Genomic DNA, 26,203 nt, shown 5'->3' on the forward strand with positions numbered 1-26,203 from the left:
GAGTAGAGAGTAAGTCTATTAACCGCAGAGACGCAGAGATCGCTGAGGGGGTTATGGTGGTACCCTTACAATAAACCTCTGCGCCCTCTGTGTCCTCTGCGGTTAAAAAATTACAACAGCTAATACAGGAGGAATTGTAATGAACATTCAGGAAATCTTCGCCGACGGAATTAGCGGCATCCACATTACCAACAACACCATCCGGGTGGATTTAATGACCCTGCAGCCTCATCTTAAAAGTGAAAATGGCCAGCCAGTATTTAACATCAACCACCGTCTCATCCTGCCGCTGGAAGGCTTTGTCCAGGGGTTCGGCCTGCAGCAGCAAATTCTCAAACAATTAGCCGATGCCGGGGTGATAAAACGCCAGGACGACAGTATAGCAGACAATGCGACCAAGTCCGTTCAAGAGTAATAGCAACAGACGGCCAAGATAGGCACCTATTGAAATCTATTAACCGCAAAAATCTTTTATTAACCACAGAGACGCAGAGATCGCTGAGGGGTTTACACGGGTACCCCTTGCCAAAAAACTCTGCGCCCTCTGTGCCCTCTGTGGTTCAATAATACTACTTTTATTAACCGCAGAGACACAGAGATCGCTGAGGGGTTTACGGGTACCCTTTGCAAAAAACCTCTGCGTCCTCTGTGCCCTCTGCGGTTCAATAATACTACTTTTATTAACCGCAGAGATCGCTGAGGGGCTTACGGTAAACTCTGCGCCCTCTGCGTCTCTGTGGTTCAATCATATCAGTTCAAATTATCCTGAGGGGAGAAAAGCAATGAAAAAAAAGAAGCTGGCTGTTTTAGCTAGTTGCCTGCTGCTGTATTCCAGTTTTTCGGCAGCGGTGGCGGCAGCCGAAGAAGCCAATACCGAAGGCGACACCGAAGTGCAAGAGGTGGTGGTAACCGCTGACGCTTTCAAACAGCTCAACCCGGTTAAGTTTACCGTCATTACCGAGGACGAGATCAAGGCCAAAGGCGCACAAAATGCGGCCGATGCCCTGAAAGATGTAACCGGCTTATTTATCACCAGCAGCAACACCAAGGGCAAGGCCATTGCCCAGTTCCGCGGCAGCGACGCTGATAATACCAAGATTTTTGTTGACGGCGTGCCGCTTAGTCCGGTCGGCGACGGCAAGGTGGATTTACGCACCATCCCGGCTGACAATATTGAAAAAATCGAAATCATTAAAGGCGCCGTACCGGTTATTTACGGCACCGACGCTCCTGGCGGAGTCATCTATATCACCACCAAGAAGGCTACCGAAAAAATCGCCAAATCACTCACAATCACCACCGGCAGTAATAATGCGCAAACCTATTTCGCTTCAATCGGCGGCGATACCGGTAAGATCAATTACAATTTTTCGGCCAAGAATGAAAAAACCGACGGCTATACCGCCCATTCTAAGCTAAAAGCCGACTACTATAACGGCAAGGTTACCTGGGATCTTAACCCTAAATCTTCACTCACGCTGTTCGGTTCCTATTCCAAGCGCGAGGAAGAACAGCCCAACCGCATCGACCCGGCTACCGGCCTGATTGTCTTAAATGTCGGCCGCAGCGGTACCATAACCGGCAAAAACAACTATTGGTCCAACACTTATGACTGGGAATATGACCCGATTAAAAACTCGTACATCGGCGCGTTATACAATCAAAAACTCAGCGCCAACAGTGATCTGAGTTTTAAAGTGTTCCGTTCCAAGGAAGACAGTCATTTGCTCGCTTCTATAGTCAACACAACCGATAAGTTACATCTGTGGTGGGACGGCACGGTCGACGGCTACGAATTACAAAATACCATTAGAACAAGTAAGGTCAATACTGCCACCTGGGGTTATGCCTATGAAACCAGAAGCTTTACTGAAAAATCAAACAATGGCAGTTCTTATTATGATTACACCGGCAAAAGCTTTTATCTGCAAAATGTCACCAATCTCGGCAAACTGGCGACAAGCCTCGGCTACCGGCATTACGAAACCAGCGACAACGCCGACATCGATACCATAGCCTACAAATCACCATCCAAACAATACGGCAAAGGGACTGCCAACGATCCGGTGTTCAGCGTTAATTACGCACTGAGCGATAAAACCAATATCCATGGTTCTGTCGGCAAAAGCTACCGCTGGCCCAATGCCAAAGAACGCTCCGGTCCCGGCGGCATCTATCCCTACAGCGACACCCAGCAGTCGGTAACCACGACGGTTGACGGTTATACCACCACAAGTTACTATTATCTAATGCCTGATGGTACACTGACGCAAGGCACAGCCTGCGACTACCTTTTGCCGGAAACAGCCATTAATCGCGAACTGGGAGTGGGCTACTCGGTGCACGGGTTTAAATTTGACATCACTTACTTCAACAAAGACATCACCAACATGATCAAAGGTCAGGGGTTCGGCCAGCAGCATACCCAGTATTACAACATCCCCCATGTTGATATGCATGGTTTCGAGGTGGAACTTAACAAAAAAATTGCCGACCATGTCAAAGGCTTCGTAAATTACACCTACACCAATGCGTTTGACACGCTGCTGCAACAGCAAGTACGCGATATCCCGTACCGCAAATTCTCTGTAGGCCTCAACTACACCGGCCAGAACGGCCTCAATGCCAATCTGGCACTAAACTATATCGGCGGACGCACCAGCGCGTTCAGTAACGGCAACGGCAATGGCAACGGCGATTCCCCGACCAGAATGCTTATCCAGAAACTGCCGAGTTACTCTACTGTTGATCTGAGAATCAGCAAGACCATAGATAATCGGGATTATTATATTAAAGTCAGCAACCTGTTTGATAAGAAGTACTACGCCGGGGCCTATCTGGTTGCCCCTGACAGGTATGTAGAAACAGGCGTAACGATTAAATTTCAGTAATATTTGAGAAAGTGTTAAATCGCCAAGGACGCCAAGAGCGTCGTCCCCCTTGGTGTCCTTGGCGGTAAAAATTCGAGCCTTAATGGCAGGAAAGAAGGTATTAACTACTATGTCTATATTTAATGAAGCAAAAAAAATCAGCGTAGTAACGCTTATATTTCTTTTTCTCGGGGTACTGGGGATAATTGCACTCCAGCCCAGTACAGCCTATGCCAAGACTGCAGCGTCGGCGGTCGGTACCGTCGACGCCGGACTGCTGTTAGATAAGCATCCGGATACGCAGCATGCGAATGAAATTTTACAGGCCGAAACCGAACAGGCGAAAAAGGAATTCGCCGAGAAATCAGCCAACCTAAGCGACAAGGACAAGCAGGACCTGGATCTGCAACTCACACAGCGCGTAGCCCAAAAACGCCAGGAACTGTTGAAAGCCATCACCGACAAAATCAACGCCGCCGTCAAGGAAGTGGCGGAAGCCAAAGGCCTGACAATGGTTGTATCCAAAACTTTTGTCATTTACGGCGGGCCGGATATCACCAATGATGTCCTAAAAAAGATAACCGGCAAGTAACAAGTAAATCAGAAGTTTATGCCGTGGGATGTATAACCACAGAGACACAGAGAACGCAGAGGAAAATGCAGGTCAAACCGCTCCCTCTGCGCACTCTGCGTCTCTGTGGTTCAATAAACTTAACTTTCTTTCTGTATAAAGCTTACGCTCCGGCCACATTTGTGTTAAACAGAAGGTAACTACTATGTCTATATTTAATGAAGCAAAAAAAATCAGCGCGTTATCGCTTACCTTGCTTTTTCTCGGAGTATTCGGGATCATTATGACCCCACCCGGCACAGTTTATGCCGTGGGATATGTATAACCACAGAGACGCAGAGTACGCAGAAGGAAATGCATATCAAACCGTTCCCTCTGCGTACTCTGCGTCTCTGTGGTTCAATAGACTTAACTTTCTTTCTGTATAAAGCTTACGCCCCGGCCACATTTGTGTTAAACAGCCAAGGACGCCAAGAAAAACATAAGCTATAAAATTTGCCTACTCACAATAATTAAACTCCCTTGGTGTCCTTGGCGGTAAAAATTCGAGCCTTAACGGCAGGAAAGAAGGTAACTACTATGTCTATATTTAATGAAGCAAAAAATCAGTGCATTATCGCTTACCTTGCTTTTTCTCGGAGTATTCGGGATCATTATGACCCCACCCGGCACAGTTTATGCCGTGGGATATGTATAACCACAGAGACGCAGAGTACGCAGAGGAAATGCATGTCAAACCGTTCCCTCTGGGTTCTCTGCGTCTCTGTGATTCAATAAACTTAACTTTCTTTCTGTATAAAGCTAACGCCCCGGCCACATTTGTGTTAAACCGCCAAGAGCGCCAAGAGCCTCAAAGAACGCCAAGGAAAACATAAGCTATAAAATTTGCCTACTCAGAATAAGTAATCTCCCTTGGCGTCCTTAGCGTTCCTTGGTGTCCTTGGCGGTTAAAATTCGAGCCTTATGTATAACCACAGAGAACGCAGAGTACGAAGAGGAAATGCATGTCAAACCGTTCCCTCTGTGTTCTCTGCGTCTCTGTGGTTCAATAAACTTAACTTTCTTTCTGTATAAAGCTAACGCCCCGGTCACACTGGACCAGGGCGTTATTTTTAACTATGTTCTACTTAGAGAGCACTTGAAGTGGAGATGGATAAGCCTACTGGTTGCGTATTGTCGCTGTTGGTGGGCTGAACGCGGACCCAATAGGTGTGGCCTGCTTCAATACCGGAGGTAATGGAATAGGACATGGGCGAGCTATGGGTATTGCTGATCACACTAGCGTTTGCTTTGTGCCAGGAATCGATGCTGGCATATTTGCCGTCAGCGTTAGAGGCGTCGATGTAGTACACGTTAAACCCGGCAGGATCGGGAAGAATCGAGTAATCCTGATCGACAGGCCATGACACGTTAATTTGAGTAGTGCTAACACGGGTAGCACTTAGATTGACGGCAGGGTTACCGGTATTTTCCCAGCCGGCGTAATCAGTGGCAGCTGTACTTAAACTATAGGAAGTAATGCCCGTAGTGTCTGTTAGAGCGTCTGTGAAAGTGGTATAAGTATGGGAACTGTTATCAGTGAAGCTCGGCAGGTACAGTATATAACTATGGCCGGCAGTCCGGTTATAGACCGCCGTGCTAGTGCTTTGTTTCGTCATCGGGTAGTAGAAGGTGGTGTTCACATTGTCGTAGTTATTGGAGATCGCGTTATGACTCTGACTGCCCGGTACGAATGTACTGCTCGTGGTGTCTTTGAAGCCAACATTAAGTCCAGAAGTACTATTCAAAGTACTTAAATAGGTCGAAAGCGAACCGGAAGCAAGCGGCCGGTCAAAAATGAGTATGGCATTGGACTCTACCGGTACGCCTGTGGTGCTGTCAGGGTCTCCCACCACAAAAGTGACAAGCGGGTTAGTATCAGAGTATGATGTACCCGACACAGGGGTCCTGAAGGTGAATGTCAAGTCTTTTCCTTCCATGTAGTTGCCTACGCTAAGCGTGTTTTTATCCTCCAGAGCACCATGGATAACCACATCATAAAGCGTGTTGGCACTCAGCGACGTGGTGGTGATGGTGGCTTTGGTACCTTTGGTGATATAGGCGTCGGTGGTGCCGCTATACTGGCCGCCTGTACCGCCTGTGGATACCGAGACCGAGCTGACCTTATCACCGGTGCTACCGTGCGGCACGACATCAAACAGTTCTGCCGTAATGGTTTCACCCGGACTGCCTGATTGTTTGTCAAAGAACACCGCGATATGGGTGCTGTCCACATACTGATAGCCACTAAAGCTTATTGGCTTGTTGCCGGTACCGGACGTGCTGCCGCTATAGTTCAGCGCAAAGGCGCTGGACCCCACTGCCACAGTAAATGCCAGGGCAAGCGCGGCCATGTTGGCTAACTTACTACTTTTTTTACCAGCTTTCTTAAACGTAATCATTTTGTCTGCCTCCTTAAATTTTTTTTGGCGGATTTTACCAAGGTGTTGCGTAAATCTACATCAGTTAACATCAATCACCCCCATCCCCTTTTAGATTTAAAAAGTCGGAATGTAAAAGATCACCCCGGCTGGGCCGACAATCTTTTCCACACTGGGAGGCATCGTTTGTGACACTAAGGCTTGTCCACATCATATATCCGGGAAAGCCTTGTGCTGCAATTTTTACAACAGCATTAAGCAAAAATAATAAAATAGCAATAAACTATGGCAACAGGATATAACTGATATTGGTATTTTTTCTATTTGCTGTGTCAATTTGATTATATTTGTTCATATACGTTCTTGTCAAGCATGCTCTTAATATGTAATTTGTTTATATTTGTTTATGTTAGTTTATTTTTGTTTATTTTTGTTTATTCTTGTTAATTTCGCAAATTATGACATTTTTTTCATCATTGCTTGGTTTATAATGGCAACAATAGTTGTTATTACCATTCATTATGTAGGGGTGATTGGTTTGGAGACGCATGGTATATTAGAAAAACGGGTTATTCAGAACCTCTTCTACTGTCAAGTCTCTAACTTTATTAAATGTTTGAGACCGAAGCAGTGGAGCAAAAATCTGTTAGTGCTTGGCGCACTGCTATTTTCAATTTCCAACGTTACTCTGACACAGGTCTTGGAAGGTCTAACTGCATTTATATTGTTTTGTTTAGGCTCAGGCAGCATCTACATTCTAAATGATTTTGTCGACCGCGAACTTGACAGGCTGCATCCGCAGAAGTGCCGGCGTCCAATGGCTTCTGGCGAACTAAATCCCTATGCGGGTCTATTCCTGGGAATTGTCCTGGCCCTCGGCACCTGTATGTACGCCTTTACTTTAAGAGAGTCTTTCGGTTTAGTGCTGGTAACCTATTTAGTAATAAATATCGCCTATTCTTTTAAGCTCAAGAACGTTGTGCTGCTGGATATTATGGCAATCGCCTTCGGATTTGTCCTGCGGGCGGTTGGCGGCGGATTGGCAATCGGTGTTCAGTTGACGCCATGGTTTTTATTATGCACCTTGTTATTAGCCCTGTTTTTAGCGATTGGCAAAAGGCGTCATGAGCTGCACTTGCCGGCAGACAGCAAAGGTGTACACCGCCCAGTGCTGCTGCATTATTCAACCGAACTATTGGACAAGTTCAGCGGCATTGTTACTACTGCTACCATTATGAGTTATGCTCTGTATACCTTTACCTCCGGCAAACCAGTTGAGCTTATGCTGACTATTCCCTTAGTTATCTATGGTATTTTCCGTTATCTATATCTAATACACGTCAAAGGACAAGGAGGTGCTCCGGAAAGAATCTTATTAGAGGACAAGCCCATCCTGTTTACGGTGCTGTTATATGGGGCCACAGTATTAGTAATTCTCAATACTTTCAGCTAAGGAGTGATACTATGTACTATTTACGCAGTTTAAAACTATTGCTATTGTTGTTACGCCTGCAGCGTAACTTACACTCCGGGCAGTTAGTAAATTCCCTGGGCGAATTTCATGGCTTTCCCCAAAAGTTAGGTCAGCATTTAACGTTATATGAGGGAGAAGCGTCACAAGTCCTGCAAACTCTTTGCAATCAAGGGACAAGCGAATTCCGTGACATAAGCTGTATTTTGGCAGAGCTTGGTGTAGCCCCTATCACTGCGCCCCAAAATATATCTCAGGCATCCATCGGACAAGTATTTAAGGTGCAAACCAGGGAATATGGCGATATTGCCGTGAAGCTTAAATATCCCCATATCGCCAGGAAGCTTGGCAGTGATATTAAAGTACTAAGGGCCGTGACCTATTTAGCTAAGCCCTTCCTTCCCAGCGGTAATTATCTGCTGGATACGATTGCCTTTATTTCCGGAAAGTTGCTGGAGGAATGCGATTACCACGAGGAACTGCATACGCAAACCAGGGTTTTTCAGACCTTTGCGGCAGACTCCCACATCCATGTACCCCGGCCAATCACTGCCTTATGTAATTCGGAAGTGCTTGTCAGTCAATGGGTGAACGGCGTGTTTTTGGATGAGGCGTTAGCAAATGCTGCCTGTGACCAAAAGCTGCAAATTTACGATTTACTGTGGAATTTTGAGCTTCAGCTTTTTTGGCGGTTAGGTATGATCCATGCCGATCCGCATCAGGGAAATTTCCTTGTTACCGGCACCAGGCAGACGCCTGAACTGACAATTTTGGACTTTGGCAGCAAACTGGAATTTACTACTGAGCAGCGCAACTGCCTGGCAGCTATTGTAATGCAGGCTTGTGATCTGGGCCAATTAAAAAAGCACCTCCGGGTGCTGGGTTTTGGGGACGAGGTATTGGCAGAATATCAGCCGGTACTTGGCGATATCATTACCGTTATGTTTGAGCCGTTTTATACAGATGCTGATTATGATTTTCGTAGTTGGCGGCTGGCTTATAAAATCAATACTATTTTATCGTCTGCCAATTTTCATCAGCCCTTTACTATTCCTCCTGTCCTGTTAACTTTTTTACGGATGGTGCATGGCTTATACTATTACGCGCAAAAGCACCGTCTGGCCTATAACTGGCGCCGTAATATGCTGAAAATTACTGATAACTCCGGGGGGCTATGTACATGAGTAAAGTATTTGTAATGAAGACTAAGCCAGAAACAGTACTTAACGATTATCAACAATTACTAAGAAAAGCAAATGTTAACGGTATTCTCGACCCTACTGTTCCAACAATTTTAAAGGATAACATCTCCTGGCATTTCCCCTATCTCAGTGCCAATTCCACGCCCTGGCAGTTGGAAGGAACCATTCTCGGACTCAAGCAGCAGGGTTTTAAGAAAATTTCGTGTGTTCAAAACGAGACTGTGGTAACAAATGCTTTTAAAGGCGAAAAGCTGAACAAATATCTTCCTATATTCAAGAAATATAATATTCCGGTGCTGTATAACTTCAAAGATGCTGATATGAAATGGGTATTCCATCAACCCAAGGAAAAATTGCTGGCATTACACGAGGTTTTCCCGGAAGGTATTCGTATTCCCGACTACTTTTATGGCAAAAACGTTGTGCATTTGCCGACAGTTAAATGTCACATTTATACAACTACCACCGGCGCCATGAAAAACGCCTTTGGCGGGCTGCTAAACACTAAACGGCATTATACACACAGTGTCATTCACGAGACCCTGGTTGATTTGCTGCAAATTCAACAAGAGATCCATCCGGGGGTCTTTGCCGTGATGGATGGCACAGTTTGCGGCAATGGCCCGGGGCCACGCACTATGATTCCGATTGAGAAGGATTATATTCTCGCCAGCGCTGATCAGGTGGCGATTGATGCAGTTGCCAGTAAAATGATGGGCTTTGAACCGCTGGACATTCCCTACATTCGCCTGGCGCAGGAACGCGGTCTGGGTATTGGCGACTTTCGGAAGATCGAAGTAATTGGCGAAGATGTGGAAAAGGTGAACTTTCAATTCCGGGTCGGGGATAATTTAGCTTCCCGCTTTGGCGATGTGGTGTGGTTTGGGCCGCTGAGATCATTACAAAACCTGTTATTCAGAACACCGCTGGTGAATTTGTTCATCTTTGGCTCATTTTTCTATCACGACTACTTGTGGTGGCCCTTCAAAGGCAAGCGTAAGATGGAACATTTCAAAAAAAATATGCGATGGGGGCAGTTATTTGAACACTATGAGGGATGAAACCAGCATTACTATTAAAAGTCTGCAAAACAAGCTGATCATTGGTTTAGTCCTGGGGCTTATCATCTCAACCGGTCTGGCGCTGTGGGGCGATGTCGGGCAAATTGGCAATGCGGTCAAAGGCTTTGGCTGGCATTATGCACCACAAATTCTGGCGTTTGTAGTGATGGGTTACCTGGGGAGATTTTTAAAATGGCAGCTTTATCTTGAAGAACTGGACATCAGGATCGGCTGGCAGGATAGCGCCCGGGTTTTCTTTTCCGGCTTGTGCATGGCAGTTACGCCAGGAAAGGTCGGGGAGGTTTTGAAATCGTACCTGTTGTTGAAGCAGCACAAAGTCAGCTTTTGCCGTAGCGCGCCGACGATAATTGCGGAACGGCTGACAGATCTGATTGCTATGCTGATCTTGGCAAGCCTGGCAGCCAGTGTCGTTAATTACGGAAAAACCTTTATCATCGTCGGACTACTCCTGTCATTAGGCATCGTCTTGGTATTACAATGGCGCCGGCTGGCAATGGCTTTACTCCAGGGGCTTGAAAATATCCCCATGATAAACCGCAAATCCCGGCTATTTAGAGATATGTATGAAAGTGCTTATCTATTGAGTAGGAGTGGTTTGCTATTCAAAGCAGTTCTAATTAGCGTCATATCCTGGCTGTGCGAATGTATCGCCTTGTATTATATATTGTTGGGTTTTGGTACTGCTTCTTCTTTACAGGTAGCGATGTTTGTGTTTTCACTGGGTTCTATCGCTGGTGGGCTTTCCATGCTCCCAGGCGGTTTAGGTGTCGCCGAGGGCAGTATGATTGGTCTGCTGCTCAGTTGCGGGATAGACTTTACCGGCGCTGCCGGGGCGACGTTGTTTGCCAGATTTGGCACATTATGGTTCGGCGTGTTCTTAGGGCTATTGACCCTGCTGCTCAATTGGCGCAGGTTTAACCTTAACGCAAGGTCTGACTAGCATGAAGCGAATCAATATGGATTGTCATGTACATACGTTCTATTCCCGGGACTGTGGTATCAAAATTGCCGATTTGCTCCGGCTTTGCCCGGCAAGAGGACTGGACGCCGTAGCCATTACTGATCACAACACTATTAGGGGCGCGCTGGAATTACGTGAACAGGCTCCCTTTAAAGTAGTCGTCGGTGAAGAAATAAACACCCTACAAGGCGAAATAATCGGGTATTTTCTCCAGCAGGAAATTCCCCCAGGACTATCTGCGCTGGCAACAGTGCAGGCCATCAGAGAACAAGGCGGTTTGGTATGTGTGCCTCATCCTTTTGACCGCTGGCGCAAGTCGGCGATATGTTACGGGGCCTTGACGCAGATCATCGGCTATGTTGACATTATTGAGGCCTATAATGCCCGGAATGTTTTTAATCAGGATAATAAAAAAGCCGCCGGGTTTGCCAGCCAGCAGCATAAGCCAATCTCGGTCGGCAGTGATTGTCATACGACTTGGGAAATCGGCTGTAGTTATGTAGCAATCGGCGACTTTAGCGACGCCGCCACATTCTTAGGGAATTTAGCTAATTCACTCATAAAGTTTACCAAGAGTAGTATTATGGTGCATTGCTATACTAAGCTGTTTAAAGCGAAGTGTGCCATCGGCTTACCAAAATAGACAAAGGAGTTATTGGCAGCATGACACTGTTAAACGCAACTACCATTCGTTATTGTTCCTGGGGGTTCATTTTAGCTTATGTAGTTACTTTTAGTATTTGGGTATTTACCGGGTCGGGTATGATAGACAGGAACGAAAAAGTCATTGGCGGCGACTTCATTTGTTTTTACGCGGCCTCCCATAAACTGTTGTCCGGAGACGTGTTAGGCATCTATGACGGCAAAGATTTATGCGCGGTTGAACAGCAAATTACCGGGCGAACTAACACTGTAGGCTGGTATTATCCGCCAACGTTTTTGTTACTGGTGACCTATTTCGCCACTCTGCCTTATTTAGCAGCTTTATTCTCCTGGCTTGCTATCACTCTTGCCGGATATATCATGGTTGTGCGCAAAATTGCCCCTCATCCCACTACTGTGGCACTTACTTTGGCCTTTCCCGGAACATTCCAGAATTTCATTTGCGGCCAGAATGGCTTTTTAAGTGCCTTGCTGCTCGGTCAGGGACTGTTATTGCTTGAGCAACAACCTGTACTTGCCGGTATAATACTAGGGTTACTGGTATATAAGCCTCACCTGGCGTTTTTAGTAGTGATTGCCTTAGTTGCCGCGAGAAAATGGCAGGCACTTATCGCCGCCTGCGCATCAGCAGCAGCCTTAATTATAGTTAGTATAGCTGTATATGGGATTGCCAGCTGGAAAACGTTCTATTGTACCCTGCCTGTGGCCCAATACTTATTAGAAATAGGCTCTTTACCCTGGTACCAAATGACAACAGTTTTTGCTATGGCGCGTTCCTTCGGATTTTCTGTTCCTTTAGCTTACGGACTACAAGCAGTGGTTACGGCTGTTGCCGTTATCGCTGTGGCTTGGGTGTGGTACAAACGAAGCTTCCCGCTGGCCTATATTATCCTGACTGTTAGCATTTTCCTTGCTACTCCTTACGCCTACCAATATGATCTTACTATTTTAGGTCTTAGCATCGCTTGGTACGGTTGGGAGGGGCTTAATCAGGGCTGGTTACCCTATGAAAAAATAGTCCTGTTACTTGCTTGGTTTATGCCGTTGGTAAATTCGCCGATTGCCCGCTTAACTAACCTTCATATAATACCTATTATCTTATTAATATTGTTAGTTTTGGCCCTAAGGCGCAGTATATTGGGGCTAAGGTTACAGCCTGACCGAAAAAACAAATTAATTTAGGGAGATGATTATGATGATTAATATAAAAACAAAAGCACTGTATATTAATATTGTCATTTTATCGGTCATCTACTTGGCAGAATTGGTGTATATTTTGCATCTAAATTCCGGCGTTTTTTCCTATACGTTGGATGATCCCTATATCCATATGGCCTTGGCAAAAAATATTGCTGCCGGTCACTATGGAATAAATTTAACTGAATACTCCGCGCCCTCATCCAGTATCATCTGGCCCTTCATTTTAGCAGTTTTTTCCGGCGCCGGCTGGTTTGATTATGTGCCACTGATTATTAATTTTATTTGTAGTCTCGGCACGGTTTACCTGTATACCCAACTATTCAGTATGCTGCTTACCGCAGCTAATGCCCAGCGGCAAACGTTGCTAACAATAATAGCAACAATGGCTATCGTATTTATTACCAATATAATTGGTCTTGCTTTTACCGGTATGGAGCACTCGCTCCAGGTCTATATTTCACTACTGGTAGTGTATGGGGTAATAATTTCGCTCCGGGAACAGCGGGTTCCCGGATGGCTGGTGCTGGCCATAATAGCGGGGCCGCTGGTGCGGTATGAAAATCTAGCTCTGTCCTTGCCCGCCATAGTCTGTCTTGTTGCCCAGAGATACTGGTTAGCAGCAGTTAGCAGTGGTTTACTACTGGTTGCGTTAGTCAGTGGTTTTTCGGCTTATCTGCATACATTAGGTCTTGGGTATTGGCCCAGTTCGATTATCGCCAAATCTGCTTTGCTGGAAAAAGGACATTTAGCCGCTGTCATGGATACTTTGCTTAGTCATTTAGCATTTGTACCTGTTAGTATTTTTCTAATTTCAGTTTTGATGCTAGCACTTTATAACTGCTTCCATACCAAAGCAGCAGATAAATATCTTGCTTTAATTATTGGTACAGCGGTAATTGCGCATATGCTGTTCGGTTATTCCGGGTGGTATTATCGTTACGATATGTACATTGTAAGTGCAGCTGCCATGGGTATCATTTACAGTTTCAGAGGTGCTTTATCGAAAATCTATAATGCCCTCTATAAGGAACTTGATGAAAGCTCACCAGTTACCTATACTCTGGTTTTGCTAATCATATGTTGCGGGATTGGATTCAATTCCTGGAAAACTACCGCAACAACAGCAATTGCCGCCAATAATATTTTTGAGCAACAATATCAAATGCACCGATTTGTCAACTATTATTATAAGGCACCTGTTGCCATTAATGATCTGGGTTGGGTTGCTTACGAGAATCCCAATTATGTATTAGACTTATGGGGGCTGGCTTCACTAGAAGCACTCAAATCCAGACAAGCCGCAACAGATTCCGCCTGGATGGATAAGCTCGCCGGCAAGCACAATGTAAAATTAGCTATTATTTACGATTCCTGGTTTAGAAATAAACCTTACACCTGGCAACCTGTGGCCGTAATGGAACTAGGCAAGGAAAGAATCACGCCCGCTTCTAACTACGTAACCTTTTATGCTTTAGATAGCAATTCATATGAAAAGGTCAAACCCATGCTGCTGCAGTTTAAAGATAGTTTACCTGTCGGAGTTAAGTTAACAGTATATTGAACTTAAGGGTAATCAAAATTGCAGTTAAAGGAGGCTTGCCTAGACGATTAGTCCTATGGAAGTTGGGCTTAGGTCATACACCGCTACAGCAGAGAGATGCTCTGTACACTTACTATTCACTAATAGAAATGAGGTGAGCAATTTGGTTTTGCAACATTACCAGAGGACAACTTTCTGCCTATTCATTTTGGGTTTATTACTTTTTATCATACCATTTGTTGCTTTTGCGGCGCCGCCGGATGCTGGATCACCGCCACCCACGGCCAATCCAGCATTGGCAGCTGCACCAGGAACTCCAGCAGCTAACCCTGCGGGACAAGCTCCGCTGAATGCCGGCTCGTCTACGCCCGCTTTAAATGCACCAATTGCAACTGCACCGAATAATCCCGCGTCTAACCCTGCGGGACAGCCTACTACGACTGCGCCGCAAAATGTACCTGAACCCACCCCCGATGCCTTGGCAGCCGTCGGGTTATCACCTTTGGTCGTGCAGTTGGAATATGTAAAAGCAGATCAAGTCAAACCCATGCTCGCCACGCTGTTTCCCGATAACCAAATCAAGGTGGAATTTGTAAATAAGACGCTGGTTGTCACAGGCAGTGATGACGACTGTGCCGCTGTTAAAGCTATACTAACGAAACTTGATATCCCGCCGCGTCAGGTCATATTTGAAGCCGAAGCAGTCGAAATATCCCGCGACAACCTGAGAAATCTTGGCATCAACTGGGGTACTGTCAACGGGCTGACGGAAACTGCGCTTACCGACAACAGTGCGTTTCGCATCACCCTCGGTATTCCCAATCATCCAGAATACGGCATCAATCTCAAGGGTACTCTTAATCGTCTGATAGAAAACAAAAAAGGCCATTTGTTGGCCAGTCCCCGCATTGCTGCCCTGGATGGTCAAACCGCCAGAATTCTCATCGGTGACAAGTTAGCGGTGGAAAGCACGCAAATTTCCAGCGGCACTACAGTCACCACCGTAACTTACGTTGAGGTCGGCATCAAACTGGAAATAACCCCCACTGTCAACACCGATGGTACCATAACGGCCATTATCAAACCGGAAGTCAGTAACAAAACAGACACTACCACCAGTGGCAACCCGAATATCCGGACCCGTCAGGCCGAAACAACACTGCGGGTAAAAAACGGCGAGACAATTGTCCTCGGCGGTTTGATCCAACGGCAAAAAACCAGTGATACGATCAAATTTCCCCTGTTAGGTGATTTACCTTTAGTTGGGATGTTCTTTCGCTCAACAAATAGAGAAGTCCATGAAAGCGAATTGATTATCCTAATTACCCCCAAACTGATTAATCCATGAGGGAAGGTGCTATGACTATGAAACATGCTCTGACGACGGCATTATTTCTACTAGTATTGCTTACTACCTCAGTACAGGCTGGCGCTACAAGTGACGCCGCCGTGATTTTGCGGTGGGCGCCGGTTATTCATCAACAGGATAACGACCAAAACCCGCTGTCGCGGGAAAATATCTTTACTGTAGCTAACTTTGACCGCGATTGGCGAATGAATAACAATTGGGAAAACCTGCCGTACTACCCTCCCAGCGCAGCTGTGTACTATTCTCTGGTGGAAAGTGACACATATTATTTTATCGGCTATTACCTTTACTATCCTCGTCATATAGGTAAAGTCCAGCATGAGCATGACATGGCCGGGGTGTTGGCTGTGGTGCAAAAAGGTTCCGGGCAGCTAGAATTACTATTGGTTTATAATCATAATGAGTGGCTGAAATGCAACGGTTCCCATGTACGGCTCGAAGCTGGACATCCTAGCTTGGTAGTCAGTGCCGGTACTCATGAAATATCGCCAGTTAAGACTAACGAAAAAGCGCCGGGTCCTGGCGGGATTTGCCCGCTCCCCCCGGAAAAACAAGTACCGGGAACAGGTGGTCAAACCGGTACAGCGTCAAGTGCCGTCTACCGGTTAGTTGACTTGAAAGAATTATGGCAGCGTTGTAACGACATCGGCCAAAGCCGTACTTTTAACCGTTGGGGTTACTTTGATAGTTATTATTATTTTGATGCAACTGCGCCTTGGATGTGGGAATATAACCGAATCAACTGGCTGGCTAAACCGGCTGAACTGGTAAGGCGTGTTCATGGAAATCACCGCCAACCAATAACGTACCTTAAGAATCCATATGCAGGCATACGCTAGCGGCATAAGTAATTTTAAAAAACTGGCGTCACTCTCAATTGACGCCAGTTTGGCGTAGTTTCTTATAAGATAAGAAATTATAAGTTTTTTGAACCGCAGAGGCGCAGAGTACACAGAGGGAATGTCTCGATATACATCTCCCCTCTGCGCTCTCTGTGTACTCTGCGGTTAGAGCCGTATCCTCAAGGACGCGATAGCGCTTTTTTATACGACAACCATAGAATTCAATTTCTAGTCCTTTTTCGTCTTACCGAACAGATACGTCATTAGAAGAAGAATCAACTCTACATCCTTCATTCGGAAATAGATAAACCCAACAGATATTATTTTGGAAACAAAATCCCTGTCCCCATGTTTCACCCGGAAATAGATAAACCCAACAGATATTATTTTGGAAACAAAATCCCTGTCCCCATGTTTCACCTTAAGCTTACGCCCCGGCCACATTTGTGTTAAACCGCCAAGGACACCAAGAGTGTCAAAGAACGCCAAAGAAAACATAAGCTATTAAATTTGCCTACTCAGAATAATTAATCTCCCTTGGCGCCCTTAGCGTTCCTTGGTGTCCTTGGCGGTAAAAATTCGGGCCTTAACGGGCATACCCATTACTACAACATCCCCAAGGTGGACATGCAAGGCTTTGAAGGAAGTGTTAAACCGCCAAGGACGCCAAGACAATCAAAGAACGCCAAGAAAAACATAAGCTATTAAATTTGCCTGCTCAGAATAAGTAAACCCCCTTGGCGTCCCTGGCGTTCCTTGGTATCCTTGGCGGTAAAAATTATGCCTTAACGGCAGGAAAGAAGGTATTAACTACTATGTCTATATGTAATGAAGCAAAAAAAATCAGCGTAGTAACGCTTACATTTCTTTTTCTCGGGATACTGGGGATAATTGCACTCCAGCCCAGTACAGCCTATGCCAAGACTGCAGCGTCGGCGGTCGGTACCGTCAACGCCGGACTGCTGTTAGATAAGCATCCGGATACGCAGCATGCGAATGAAATTTTACAGGCCGAAACCGAACAGGCGAAAAAGGAATTTGCCGAGAAATCAGCCAACCTGAGCGACAAGGACAAGCAGGACCTGGATCTGCAACTCACACAGCGCGTAGCCCAAAAACGCCAGGAACTGTTGAAATCCATCACCGACAAAATCAACGCCGCCGTCAAGGAAGTGGCGGAAGCCAAAGGCCTGACAATGGTTGTGTCCAAAACTATATTTAATGAAGCAAAAAAATCAGCACATTATCGCTCACCTTGCTTTTTCTCGGAGTATTCGGGATCATTATGACCCCACCCGGCACAGTTTATGCCGTGGGATATGTATAACCACAGAGACGCAGAGAACACAGAGGGAAATGCATGTCAAACCGTTCCCTCTGCCTACTCTGCGTCTCTGTGGTTCAATAAACTTAACTTTCTTTCTGTATAAAGCTTACGCCCCGGCCACATTTGTGTTAAACCGCCAAGAGCGCCAAGAGCCTCAAAGAACGCCAAGGAAAACATAAGCTATAAAATTTGCCTACTCAGAATAAATAATCTCCCTTGGCGTCCTTAGCGTTCCTTGGTGTCCTTGGCGATAAAAATTCGGGCCTTATGTATAACCACAGAGAACACAGAGTACGCAGAAGGAAATGCATGTCAAACCGTTCCCTCTGCGGTCTCTGCGTCTCTGTGGTTCAATAAACTTAACTTTCTTTACTTTAAAAGTTTTATGGGGGTGGCCAACCAGAGATTTTGCCGAGTGTCTACGACATAAACGATGTGTACTTTCTCTTGACTCTGATCGACCAAGTATAAAATCACCTGATGCTTATATACCGGTGCTTTGTGATAACCTAACTCTGTGAAATTAGGCAAATTTTCCGGTATGCCATACATATAGGGAATCTCTTCTATTAGCTGTAGTTTTTCATAAACCGCATCCCTAAATTCTTTAGCAGCTATTGGGTAATTAATAGCATCAATGTAAAAATCCATTATCTCTTTGATAATAGCCACGGCATTCGGAGTAATATTAACTCGATACTTGCCGTCCTGACTTTTCATGTAAGCGCTCCTTTAGATACAGATCAATATCGCCTATAGCTATGTCTAGTGGTAATGATTTACCTTGCCGGACTTCAGCTTCGGAGCGAAGTAAATTTTCATACATACTGATTTTGGACAACAGTTTTTCGTAATGAGTGCTGCTCATAATCACCATATGATTAGATCCATTCTTAGTTAGGTGGACAGGCGTGTCTTGATCGATAACAAACGCCTCAACATCGGCTATCTTTTTGGACAACTCGCTAATTGGACGAATAATTGTTTTAACCATGGCTTAACCTTCTTTCCTCTTTATTTTTAGTATATCTTATCTTTCGGAAAATATATAGATCAATTTTCCGATATTCTAAAGAGACTAGCAAGCAGACAAGGTAACGCCAGACTGCGAACAGGCGTAACGACTAATTTCAGTAATATTTGAGGAAGTGTTAAACCGCCAAGGACGCCAAGAGTGTCAAAGGACGCCAAGGAAAACATAAGCTGTAAAATTTGCCTACTCAGAATAAGTAAACTCCCTCGGCGTCCTTTAGCGTTCCTTGGTATCCTTGGCGGTAAAAATTCGGGCCTTATGTACATGTCAAACCGTTCCCTCTGGGTTCTCTGCGTCTCTGTGGTTCAATAAACTTAACTTTCTTTCTGTATAAAGCTTACGCCCCGGCCACATTTGTGTTAAACCGCCAAGGACACCAAGAGTGTCAAAGAACGCCCCAAAAAACATAAGCTATTAAATTTGCCTGCTCAGAATAAACTCCCTTGGCGTCCCTGGCGTTCCTTGGTGTCCTTGGCGGTAAAAATTCGAGCCTCAGCAGACATGGGGACAGGAACCTATCTGACATGAAAGAATTTGATATTAAATAAAGGAACCAAGTCTTGCGTTTTGTCAAAACACTAAACCTGACCATTGTTTTATTTCTCCGAAGTGTCAAGGGGACGGGGTTATTGACAACACCTTTACATTAGGTAAGAAAACTTATACTCAATCGGAAATAGATAAACCCAACAGATGTTATTTTGGAAACAAAATCCCTGTCCCCATGTTTCTACCCATGTTTCTAAACCCGGCACAGGCGACCGGCACCCCTCGTAACTCCCGTAACCCCCCGGCCTTTGCCGGAAAAAGCGTTCCGCAGGAGAAAAGCCGGACGGTATTCCGTTAAAAAATCCGTACTGTTTGAGCGTAGCGAGTTTACGGATTTTAGGAATATCGCCCGGCTTTTCAGCTTTTGGAGGCTTGGGGCCTAGACCTTTTGTTACTTTTGGGGCAATGCCAAAAGTAAAATACCTCTCCTTTTTCGTCTTACCGAACAGATACGTCATTAGAAGAAGAATCAACTAATTTTCTAAAACTGGTAGATGCAATCAGCATTGCCAATGTAATCAACGCAATGGCCACAATTAACTGCAAACCATCAGTCAGGAAAGAAAAGCCGCCAGTGTACATGATTTTACGAACAATACCATAAATTGACATACCCAGCGAAATTAAGGTAACTACTAACATAAAGCACATGGGAATGTACAGCATTTTTCCCTGACGTCCGGTGACTTTCATGAAGACAGCCAACGCAATCAGAACCAAGGCAGCACACAGTTGATTTGCTGCGCCGAATAATGGCCAAACATTCATATAGCCGCCCAGACAAAGCAAATAACCAAAGAACAGTGTTATTACTGTAGCAACGTATTTATTTGTCAACACACGCTGCATTGGCGACATTTTTGCCGGATCAGTCGTATCACCGGTAAATAATTCCTGGAAACACATCCGTCCGATACGCCCGACAGAATCCAGCGTAGTCAGCGCCAGTGCAGATACGCACATCGTAACGACACAGGTCGCTACAAAGCTGGACATACCAAACATAGACAGAAAATTGCCGACAGAAGCGGAGAATATCTGGAACGGCGTACCTTTCGGCATCACTCCGCCGGTAGCGGCAGCGCCTACAACGATCAAAGCAACGACAGCCAGGATGGTCTCAACCATCATGGAACCGTAGCCCACAAACAGCATATCTTTTTCATTGGAAATTGTTTTGGAAGAAGTACCGGAAGAAACTAAGCTATGAAAACCGGAAACGGCACCACAAGCAATGGTAATAAAGAGGATCGGAAACAGCGGCTTGCCATTTACTTCAAAGCCAACAAAGGCCGGCAATTCAATCGTAGGATTAGTAAAAACAACGCCGATAACACCACTCGCAATCATACCGAGCAACAAGAACGAACTCAAATAGTCGCGCGGCTCCATCAGCAGCCACATCGGCATAACAGCAGCCATAAACATATAGGCAAAAACAACATAGATCCAGGTTGTCTTATCAAAATAAAGCGGATAAGCAATACCTGCTGCCAGCATACCGATAATCAAAAGAATACCAACTGCCAGTTTCGGTTTTTCTGACAGGGGAACTTTTTCTAGAAAAAGTCCGAAGAAAATAGCAACAACAATATACAACATCGAAATCGACGCAGCAGCGGCATTGGGAGTCGCTAGTGAACCATTGGGACTAAAACCGTTAAAAGTGCTGGCAACAATGTCTGCAAAAGCGGCTGTTACTAACAGAGTGAATAACCAGGAAAAGAGCAGAAACATTTGTTTCCCGGTTTTACCGATATACTGTTCAATCAGCATCCCCATAGACTTGCCTTCGTTTTTGACGGAAGCATACAGCGCTGTAAAATCCTGAACAGCACCAAAGAAAATCCCACCGATCATCAACCAGAGCATAACCGGTACCCAACCGAACATCGCAGCAATAATCGGCCCGGTGACTGGACCTGCGCCGGTAATAGAAGAAAACTGATGCGCAAATACAGTAAATTTTGAAGAAGGAACGTAGTCATTACCGTCTTCTAAACGATACGCCGGCGTTTTAGCACAAGGATCAATACCCCATATTTTTGTCAGCCAGCGGCCGTAAATGAAATAACCGCTTGCACAGACAAGTAACGCAATACCCAATAAAGTTAAGCCAGTCATAATTTTTAAATCCCTTTCCATTTTATGTTTATGTAAACAAAAAATCCTTCGTCTTCCTCATGCATTAACGCATAGAAGACGAAAGATGCTCCTCTGTTGAGGTATAATATATCACTATTTTTTTTTATTGTCAATAAGTTTATATCTGGGTTTGAACTGCAACCAAGTTTCCTGCGCTGTATTTTTCCCGAAGTTTCGGCTTTTCAATTTTACCAGTGGGGTTGCGTGGAACCATATCAAATATAATCTTGCGCGGGCGTTTGTAACGCGGCAGGGAAGAACAGAATGTCATTATTTCGTTTTCAGTGCATTTGCCATCTGGCTTTAGTTCGATGATGGCTGCCGAAATTTCACCAAGACGTTGATCTGGCAGGCCAATCACTGCTACATCTTTAATCGCATCATGCCGATGAAGAAAATCCTCAATCTGTACCGGATATAAATTCTCTCCGCCACAAATAATAACATCTTTTTTACGATCAACCAAATAAATAAAACCGTCTTCATCCATGCGGGCCATGTCGCCGGTAAAAAGCCAGCCATCTTTTAATACAGCCGCCGTCGCTTCCGGATCATTATAGTAGCATTTCATAACACCCGGGCCTTTTACAACAAGTTCTCCCACGTTTCCCTGCTCAACAGGACAGCCCGACTCACCGATAATCATTGCTTCCCATCTAAACCCTGGTTTGCCGATTGCCCCGACCTTGTGAATGTTTTCCATACCAAGATGGACACAGCCTGGGCCAATTGATTCGCTTAAACCATAATTCGTATCATAGAGATGGTCGGGAAAATATTTTTTCCAGCGCTGAATCAGGCTTGGTGGAACTGGCTGAGCACCAATATGCATTAACCGCCACTGGTCAAGCTTATAATCTCCGAGCTTCACTGCTCCGCTTTCAATCGCGTCAAGAATGTCCTGCGCCCAGGGAACAAGCAGCCATACTATTGTGACCTGTTCTTCAGAAATAGCTTTCAGTATCCATTCGGGTTTAACTCCGCGAAGCAAAACGGCTTTGCCTCCTACCAGAAAGCTGCCAAACCAATGCATCTTGGCACCGGTATGATACAACGGCGGAATGCAGAGAAAATTATCTTCCCGCGCCTGCTGGTGATGGTTTTGTTCGGTATAGCAGGAAGATACAAGGCTACGATGAGTATGAAGAATGGCTTTGGGAAAGCCTGTAGTTCCGGAGGAAAAATATATTGCTGCATCATCTTCATCTGTAAGATTAATTAGCGGAGCTTCAGCGGAGCAATCTGCTGCAAGCTTGTCGTAGTTTCCAGCAAATGAAGGGCAATCCTCGCCTACAAAGAAGTACATTTTACCATTAGAAATTTTATCGATAATTGTTCCCATACGGTCAATAAATTCCGTTCCGAAGACCAACGTGGCGGCCTCCGCTAACTCTAGGCAATATTTTATTTCCTCCGCAGTATAGCGATAGTTCAATGGTACTGCCACAGCGCCGATTTTAAGAATACCCAAATAAATGGGCAGCCATTCGATACAATTCATTAACAGTATCGCAACTTTATCTCCCTTTTTTATACCTCTGTTCAGCAGAAGATTGGCAAACCGGTTCGCTTTGTCGTCAAACTCACGCCAGGTCATCTCTCGTCGAAAACTCGCCGCCGGATTTGTTTCAATCAGTTCGTATTCACGCCATGAAACTTCATGTTTTTCCTGTAATTCCGGATTGATTTCAACCAGGCTGGTATTATCACCATACATAATAGCATTACGAGAAAGTATTTCCGTTATTAACACGCTGTTTGTTCCCCCTAATACACCTTTAATAAAGAAAGTGCAAATAAATTTCTTCTATAAATTATTTAATAAACATAAAAATCCCGTCTCTGTATTCCTACAGGGACGGGATTAACAATCCGTGGTACCACCCTGCTTGCTTATAGCAAGCCGCTCTTTTAGGTACAGGAACTCCAGTCCGATACCCTAGCCTTGCTAACGGCGGCACACCGGCACAGTCTACTCATTTCTTTTCAACCTGCTGCTCATGAGTGTATTTCAGTTAATCTGCTTACCGGTTCACACCCTCCACCGACTCTCTGCCAAGCACAAAAAACCTACTTTTCTCAATCATCGCTTTTGTCTTTTGCTGTTAATCGTAATTATAACACAAAATTCCTTTATGTCAATAATAGAGGAAACGCAGTAAAACTTCAACATCTAACGAGTAATCAAATACTTCCTTCCTGTGTCGGTTCCAAAATAATACGATGGTCGACTAGGTTCAATTCTTTAATTCTAGCCGCAATAGTTTTTCTCTGTCCCCAAATGCTTTCGAGATAGATTTCACCATCCTGAGGCACTACCCTGTCAACCCGTTCCATCAATAACTCTTCTTTATCATTCTTGAGAAGATACGCATTAGCCTCGCACATGTGACTATTCCCTCCTTCCACTTTGTATGTATTGTTTCATTTGTATAACCAACTCCTCCACCATGTGAGGTAATGGCTCTGAGTGTATACCAATTAGATCAATATTATTGCGATGAATTGGCAACAGAATCTTCCTTGCCTTGCTGGTAACCACTCGCTTAGCCATTTTAGCTGTTAGCTCACCCTTCATTGAGTTAGGCAGGATTATACTAAGTGGGCCAAGTATTAAATCCACCTCATCAATGTTGCAAATAACTGCATTTTCGCCAGTAGCACCTTCATTTGCTCCAGCCCGTAACATAACAGAGGTAGCCTGCGAATTCGTCCCAATAGCCAAAATTTCAACGCTATTACGAAATTCGTTTCGAACTCTATCAATTATGACCCTACCAATTCCGCCCCCCTGACCATCTATAACAGCAATGTACACAAAATCCCTCCAAGCATTACAAAATCAGTTCTACGGTCAACCTCTATCACGGGCACCTACTTTATATCAGCATTATTGTACATTACTATTTATCCCTTTCCAGCTAACACAAGTGAACTCCTGCACGGTAATACGAAAAACCATGAAATTATCGTTTCACACGAAACCTTCATGGTTATATCTTCATTACAAGTGGCTATTTCTAAGTCGTTCAATAAACCAACCGTACTTCATACGGCATTTGGCAGCTTCAGCTACCTTCATTGTTCTAATTGTACCAAAATTCACTTTTAAATGTCAATAGATAGTACGAATTATCTACAATATATCTTTACTCAGAAATACTCATTGACAAGTTTACCACAATTACGAGATAATATATCTATAAAAATTACACAATTTGAAATTAAAGGTATGAAGCCTTGTTGGAGACGCAGTCCCCTTCAATTTTTTATACCTTTTTTTAATTTAAAAACAAAAAAATTTTGGAGGTATTATCATGAACAAACAAGCCAATATAGCCGGGGATGGTAAATATGACCGGAAATAAACAGATACTGAAGACCCTGCTGGCTGTGTTCCTTACCTTGCTGGTGCTCGGCTGCGGCGGATCGCCGGCAGGGCCGGACTCCCTAGCCCAAGATCAAGTCTATACCATTACTGATGCCACCGGCGATTACGGCTTTCCCTCACCTTTTGCTCATTATTCCCGCGGTCCCGGCTATATCCGCATGAGTATGATTTTTGATACTTTACTATGGAAAAACGCTGACGGCTATGTTCCGGCATTGGCTGCTAAGTGGGAATATCTCGCAAACGAAAACGCTTACCTTTTCCATCTGAACAATACAGCGACTTGGCATGATGGTAAACAAGTGACTGTAGCAGATGTCTTATTTACGTTTGATTATCTGAAAAAATTTCCCTATCAAACAACCGATATTAGTATGATTAACACCGTTGAAGCCATCGACAGCTTTACTGTGAAAATTACATTATCCCGCCCACACGCGCCATTTTTAGATCAAGTTGCCGGCACCATTCCGATTCTGCCCAAGCATATCTGGCAAAATATTACCGATCCTACTCAATTCCGGCAACCAGAGGCCCTCATTGGCTCCGGTCCGTTTAAACTTGTTAATTATAACAAAGAACAGGGTTCATACTTATATGAAGCCTATGAAGGCTATTATCAGGGAAACCCCAAATTCAAACAGCTCAAATTCATAAAAATGAATGTCGAAATGTCAACAGCTGCTTTGAAGCAGCACCAAATTGACATCGCTCAGATTCCACCGGAATTAGTCAAGCCTCTGGAACAGGCAGGTCTTAAAATTTTGACCATGCCACACGACTGGATTGCCAAACTAGTTATCAACCACCAAAAAGAACCGTTTAGCAACACTGAATTCCGGCAGGCGTTAGCGTACGCTATTGACCGTAAGGCACTAATTGACACCACGTTACGCGGTCAGGCACTTCCTGGTAACCCTGGCCTCATTCCGCCTGACAGCCAGTGGTACAACCCTGCTATAGCAGCAGCATACCGCTATAGTCCGGACAATGCCGCCAAACTGCTTACGCAACTTGGCTATAGCAAAACCGGCAGCTATTGGGAACAAAACGGACAACCACTGGAAGTTGAACTTCTTATTAGCGCAAGTGCCGGTTCTCCCGGTTCCCCTGGTGAACGCCAAGGTGAATTTATTAAAACGCAACTGGAACAGTTTGGCATCAAGGTAAATCTGAAAGCCTTGGAAGCTAAAACACTGGACAGTCTCATTAATGAAGGAAAATTTGAATTGGCTTTAAACGGGCACGGTGGTTTGGGCGCTGACCCGGATTACTTAACAAATATGATTACAGGCAAAAGTTTTAACAGCGCTCGCTACCACAAAAATGACACTCTCAACACCTTACTTGCCCGGCAAACTACACTTATGGATACTTCGGCCCGCAAACAAATTTTTGCCGAAATCCAGACTGCCTTAACTGCCGATGTACCAGCCTTAGCCCTATATTACCCCAATTGGTACTATGCTTACAATAATCGCGCCAACTTGTACTTTACTATGCAAGGCGTCGGTTCCGGCGTTCCTATACCACTTAATAAAATGTCATTTGTTAAATAGAGGTTACT

21 protein-coding genes and 1 other annotated feature are annotated in these 26,203 nt (G+C 44.8%); of the genes, 14 read left to right on the top strand and 7 right to left on the bottom strand.

Going from position 1 to position 26,203, the window contains the following annotated elements:
* The first annotated feature begins 139 nt into the window (after window positions 1–139).
* The 3 genes from AC1ECB_RS12540 to AC1ECB_RS12550 all read left to right on the top strand — a co-directional run bounded on the left by AC1ECB_RS12540 (window position 140) and on the right by AC1ECB_RS12550 (window position 3,462).
* Window positions 140–415 carry a hypothetical protein gene (locus AC1ECB_RS12540; protein ID WP_485668999.1) on the top strand — a complete coding sequence of 92 codons (276 nt, stop codon included), beginning with the start codon at window positions 140–142 and terminating at the stop codon, window positions 413–415.
* A gap of 367 nt (window positions 416–782) precedes the next feature.
* Complete coding sequence (locus tag AC1ECB_RS12545; protein WP_485669000.1) at window positions 783–2,891, top strand: TonB-dependent receptor; 2,109 nt, start codon at window positions 783–785, stop codon at window positions 2,889–2,891.
* Window positions 2,892–3,000: 109 nt separating this feature from the next.
* On the top strand, window positions 3,001–3,462 hold the full coding sequence (locus AC1ECB_RS12550; protein ID WP_485669001.1) for an OmpH/Skp family outer membrane protein: 462 nt from the start codon (window positions 3,001–3,003) through the stop codon (window positions 3,460–3,462).
* A gap of 1,106 nt (window positions 3,463–4,568) precedes the next feature.
* On the opposite strand, the gene AC1ECB_RS12555 is transcribed toward AC1ECB_RS12550, so the two are convergent.
* Entirely contained in the window at window positions 4,569–5,882 is a 1,314-nt protein-coding gene (locus AC1ECB_RS12555) for a hypothetical protein (RefSeq protein ID WP_485669002.1), read from the bottom strand.
* A 469-nt stretch (window positions 5,883–6,351) separates the two neighbouring features.
* On the opposite strand from AC1ECB_RS12555, the gene AC1ECB_RS12560 reads away from it, so the two are divergent.
* From AC1ECB_RS12560 to AC1ECB_RS12605, 10 genes are all read left to right on the top strand, one after another.
* The gene (locus AC1ECB_RS12560) at window positions 6,352–7,314 is read left to right on the top strand and encodes a decaprenyl-phosphate phosphoribosyltransferase (RefSeq protein WP_485669003.1); all 963 of its coding nucleotides are present in this window, start codon (window positions 6,352–6,354) and stop codon (window positions 7,312–7,314) included.
* 11 nt (window positions 7,315–7,325) lie between these two features.
* Complete coding sequence (locus AC1ECB_RS12565) at window positions 7,326–8,516, top strand: AarF/UbiB family protein (RefSeq protein ID WP_485669004.1); 1,191 nt, start codon at window positions 7,326–7,328, stop codon at window positions 8,514–8,516.
* On the top strand, window positions 8,513–9,595 hold the full coding sequence (locus AC1ECB_RS12570; protein WP_485669005.1) for a DUF362 domain-containing protein: 1,083 nt from the start codon (window positions 8,513–8,515) through the stop codon (window positions 9,593–9,595). The genes AC1ECB_RS12565 and AC1ECB_RS12570 overlap by 4 nt, the downstream gene beginning before the upstream one ends.
* Complete coding sequence (locus AC1ECB_RS12575; protein ID WP_485669329.1) at window positions 9,585–10,556, top strand: lysylphosphatidylglycerol synthase transmembrane domain-containing protein; 972 nt, start codon at window positions 9,585–9,587, stop codon at window positions 10,554–10,556. The genes AC1ECB_RS12570 and AC1ECB_RS12575 overlap by 11 nt, the downstream gene beginning before the upstream one ends.
* Window position 10,557: 1 nt before the next feature.
* A complete protein-coding gene (locus AC1ECB_RS12580) occupies window positions 10,558–11,220 on the top strand; it encodes a PHP domain-containing protein (RefSeq protein ID WP_485669006.1) in 663 nt (220 codons plus the stop codon).
* Window positions 11,221–11,240: 20 nt separating this feature from the next.
* On the top strand, window positions 11,241–12,422 hold the full coding sequence (locus AC1ECB_RS12585) for a glycosyltransferase family 87 protein (protein ID WP_485669007.1): 1,182 nt from the start codon (window positions 11,241–11,243) through the stop codon (window positions 12,420–12,422).
* 10 nt (window positions 12,423–12,432) lie between these two features.
* Window positions 12,433–14,001, top strand: coding sequence for a hypothetical protein (locus AC1ECB_RS12590; RefSeq protein ID WP_485669008.1), 1,569 nt, complete (start codon window positions 12,433–12,435; stop codon window positions 13,999–14,001).
* Between the two features lie 142 nt (window positions 14,002–14,143).
* Window positions 14,144–15,328, top strand: a complete 1,185-nt coding sequence (locus AC1ECB_RS12595) for a type II secretion system protein GspD (RefSeq protein WP_485669009.1) — start codon at window positions 14,144–14,146, stop codon at window positions 15,326–15,328.
* An 11-nt stretch (window positions 15,329–15,339) separates the two neighbouring features.
* Entirely contained in the window at window positions 15,340–16,188 is an 849-nt protein-coding gene (locus AC1ECB_RS12600) for a hypothetical protein (protein WP_485669010.1), read from the top strand.
* Between the two features lie 818 nt (window positions 16,189–17,006).
* Complete coding sequence (locus AC1ECB_RS12605; protein WP_485669011.1) at window positions 17,007–17,480, top strand: OmpH/Skp family outer membrane protein; 474 nt, start codon at window positions 17,007–17,009, stop codon at window positions 17,478–17,480.
* A 407-nt stretch (window positions 17,481–17,887) separates the two neighbouring features.
* Here AC1ECB_RS12605 and AC1ECB_RS12610 read toward each other — a convergent pair whose 3' ends face one another.
* From AC1ECB_RS12610 to AC1ECB_RS12635, 6 genes are all read right to left on the bottom strand, one after another.
* Window positions 17,888–18,238: a type II toxin-antitoxin system RelE/ParE family toxin gene (locus AC1ECB_RS12610; RefSeq protein WP_485669012.1), complete on the bottom strand. Its 351-nt coding sequence runs from the start codon at window positions 18,236–18,238 to the stop codon at window positions 17,888–17,890.
* A complete protein-coding gene (locus AC1ECB_RS12615) occupies window positions 18,207–18,512 on the bottom strand; it encodes a type II toxin-antitoxin system Phd/YefM family antitoxin (RefSeq protein ID WP_485669013.1) in 306 nt (101 codons plus the stop codon). The genes AC1ECB_RS12610 and AC1ECB_RS12615 overlap by 32 nt, the downstream gene beginning before the upstream one ends.
* A 1,026-nt stretch (window positions 18,513–19,538) precedes the next feature.
* Complete coding sequence (locus AC1ECB_RS12620) at window positions 19,539–21,224, bottom strand: carbon starvation CstA family protein (RefSeq protein ID WP_485669014.1); 1,686 nt, start codon at window positions 21,222–21,224, stop codon at window positions 19,539–19,541.
* Window positions 21,225–21,363: 139 nt separating this feature from the next.
* Complete coding sequence (locus AC1ECB_RS12625; RefSeq protein ID WP_485669015.1) at window positions 21,364–22,998, bottom strand: class I adenylate-forming enzyme family protein; 1,635 nt, start codon at window positions 22,996–22,998, stop codon at window positions 21,364–21,366.
* A gap of 98 nt (window positions 22,999–23,096) precedes the next feature.
* Window positions 23,097–23,341, bottom strand: a binding site (T-box leader).
* Between the two features lie 88 nt (window positions 23,342–23,429).
* On the bottom strand, window positions 23,430–23,633 hold the full coding sequence (locus tag AC1ECB_RS12630; protein WP_485669016.1) for a CooT family nickel-binding protein: 204 nt from the start codon (window positions 23,631–23,633) through the stop codon (window positions 23,430–23,432).
* Between the two features lie 4 nt (window positions 23,634–23,637).
* Entirely contained in the window at window positions 23,638–24,063 is a 426-nt protein-coding gene (locus tag AC1ECB_RS12635) for a DUF3842 family protein (protein WP_485669017.1), read from the bottom strand.
* A 536-nt stretch (window positions 24,064–24,599) separates the two neighbouring features.
* On the opposite strand from AC1ECB_RS12635, the gene AC1ECB_RS12640 reads away from it, so the two are divergent.
* Window positions 24,600–26,195: an ABC transporter substrate-binding protein gene (locus AC1ECB_RS12640; RefSeq protein WP_485669018.1), complete on the top strand. Its 1,596-nt coding sequence runs from the start codon at window positions 24,600–24,602 to the stop codon at window positions 26,193–26,195.
* The last annotated feature ends 8 nt before the right edge of the window (window positions 26,196–26,203 follow it).

It is taken from the genome of Sporomusa sp. 246TCP1, assembly GCF_057319775.1.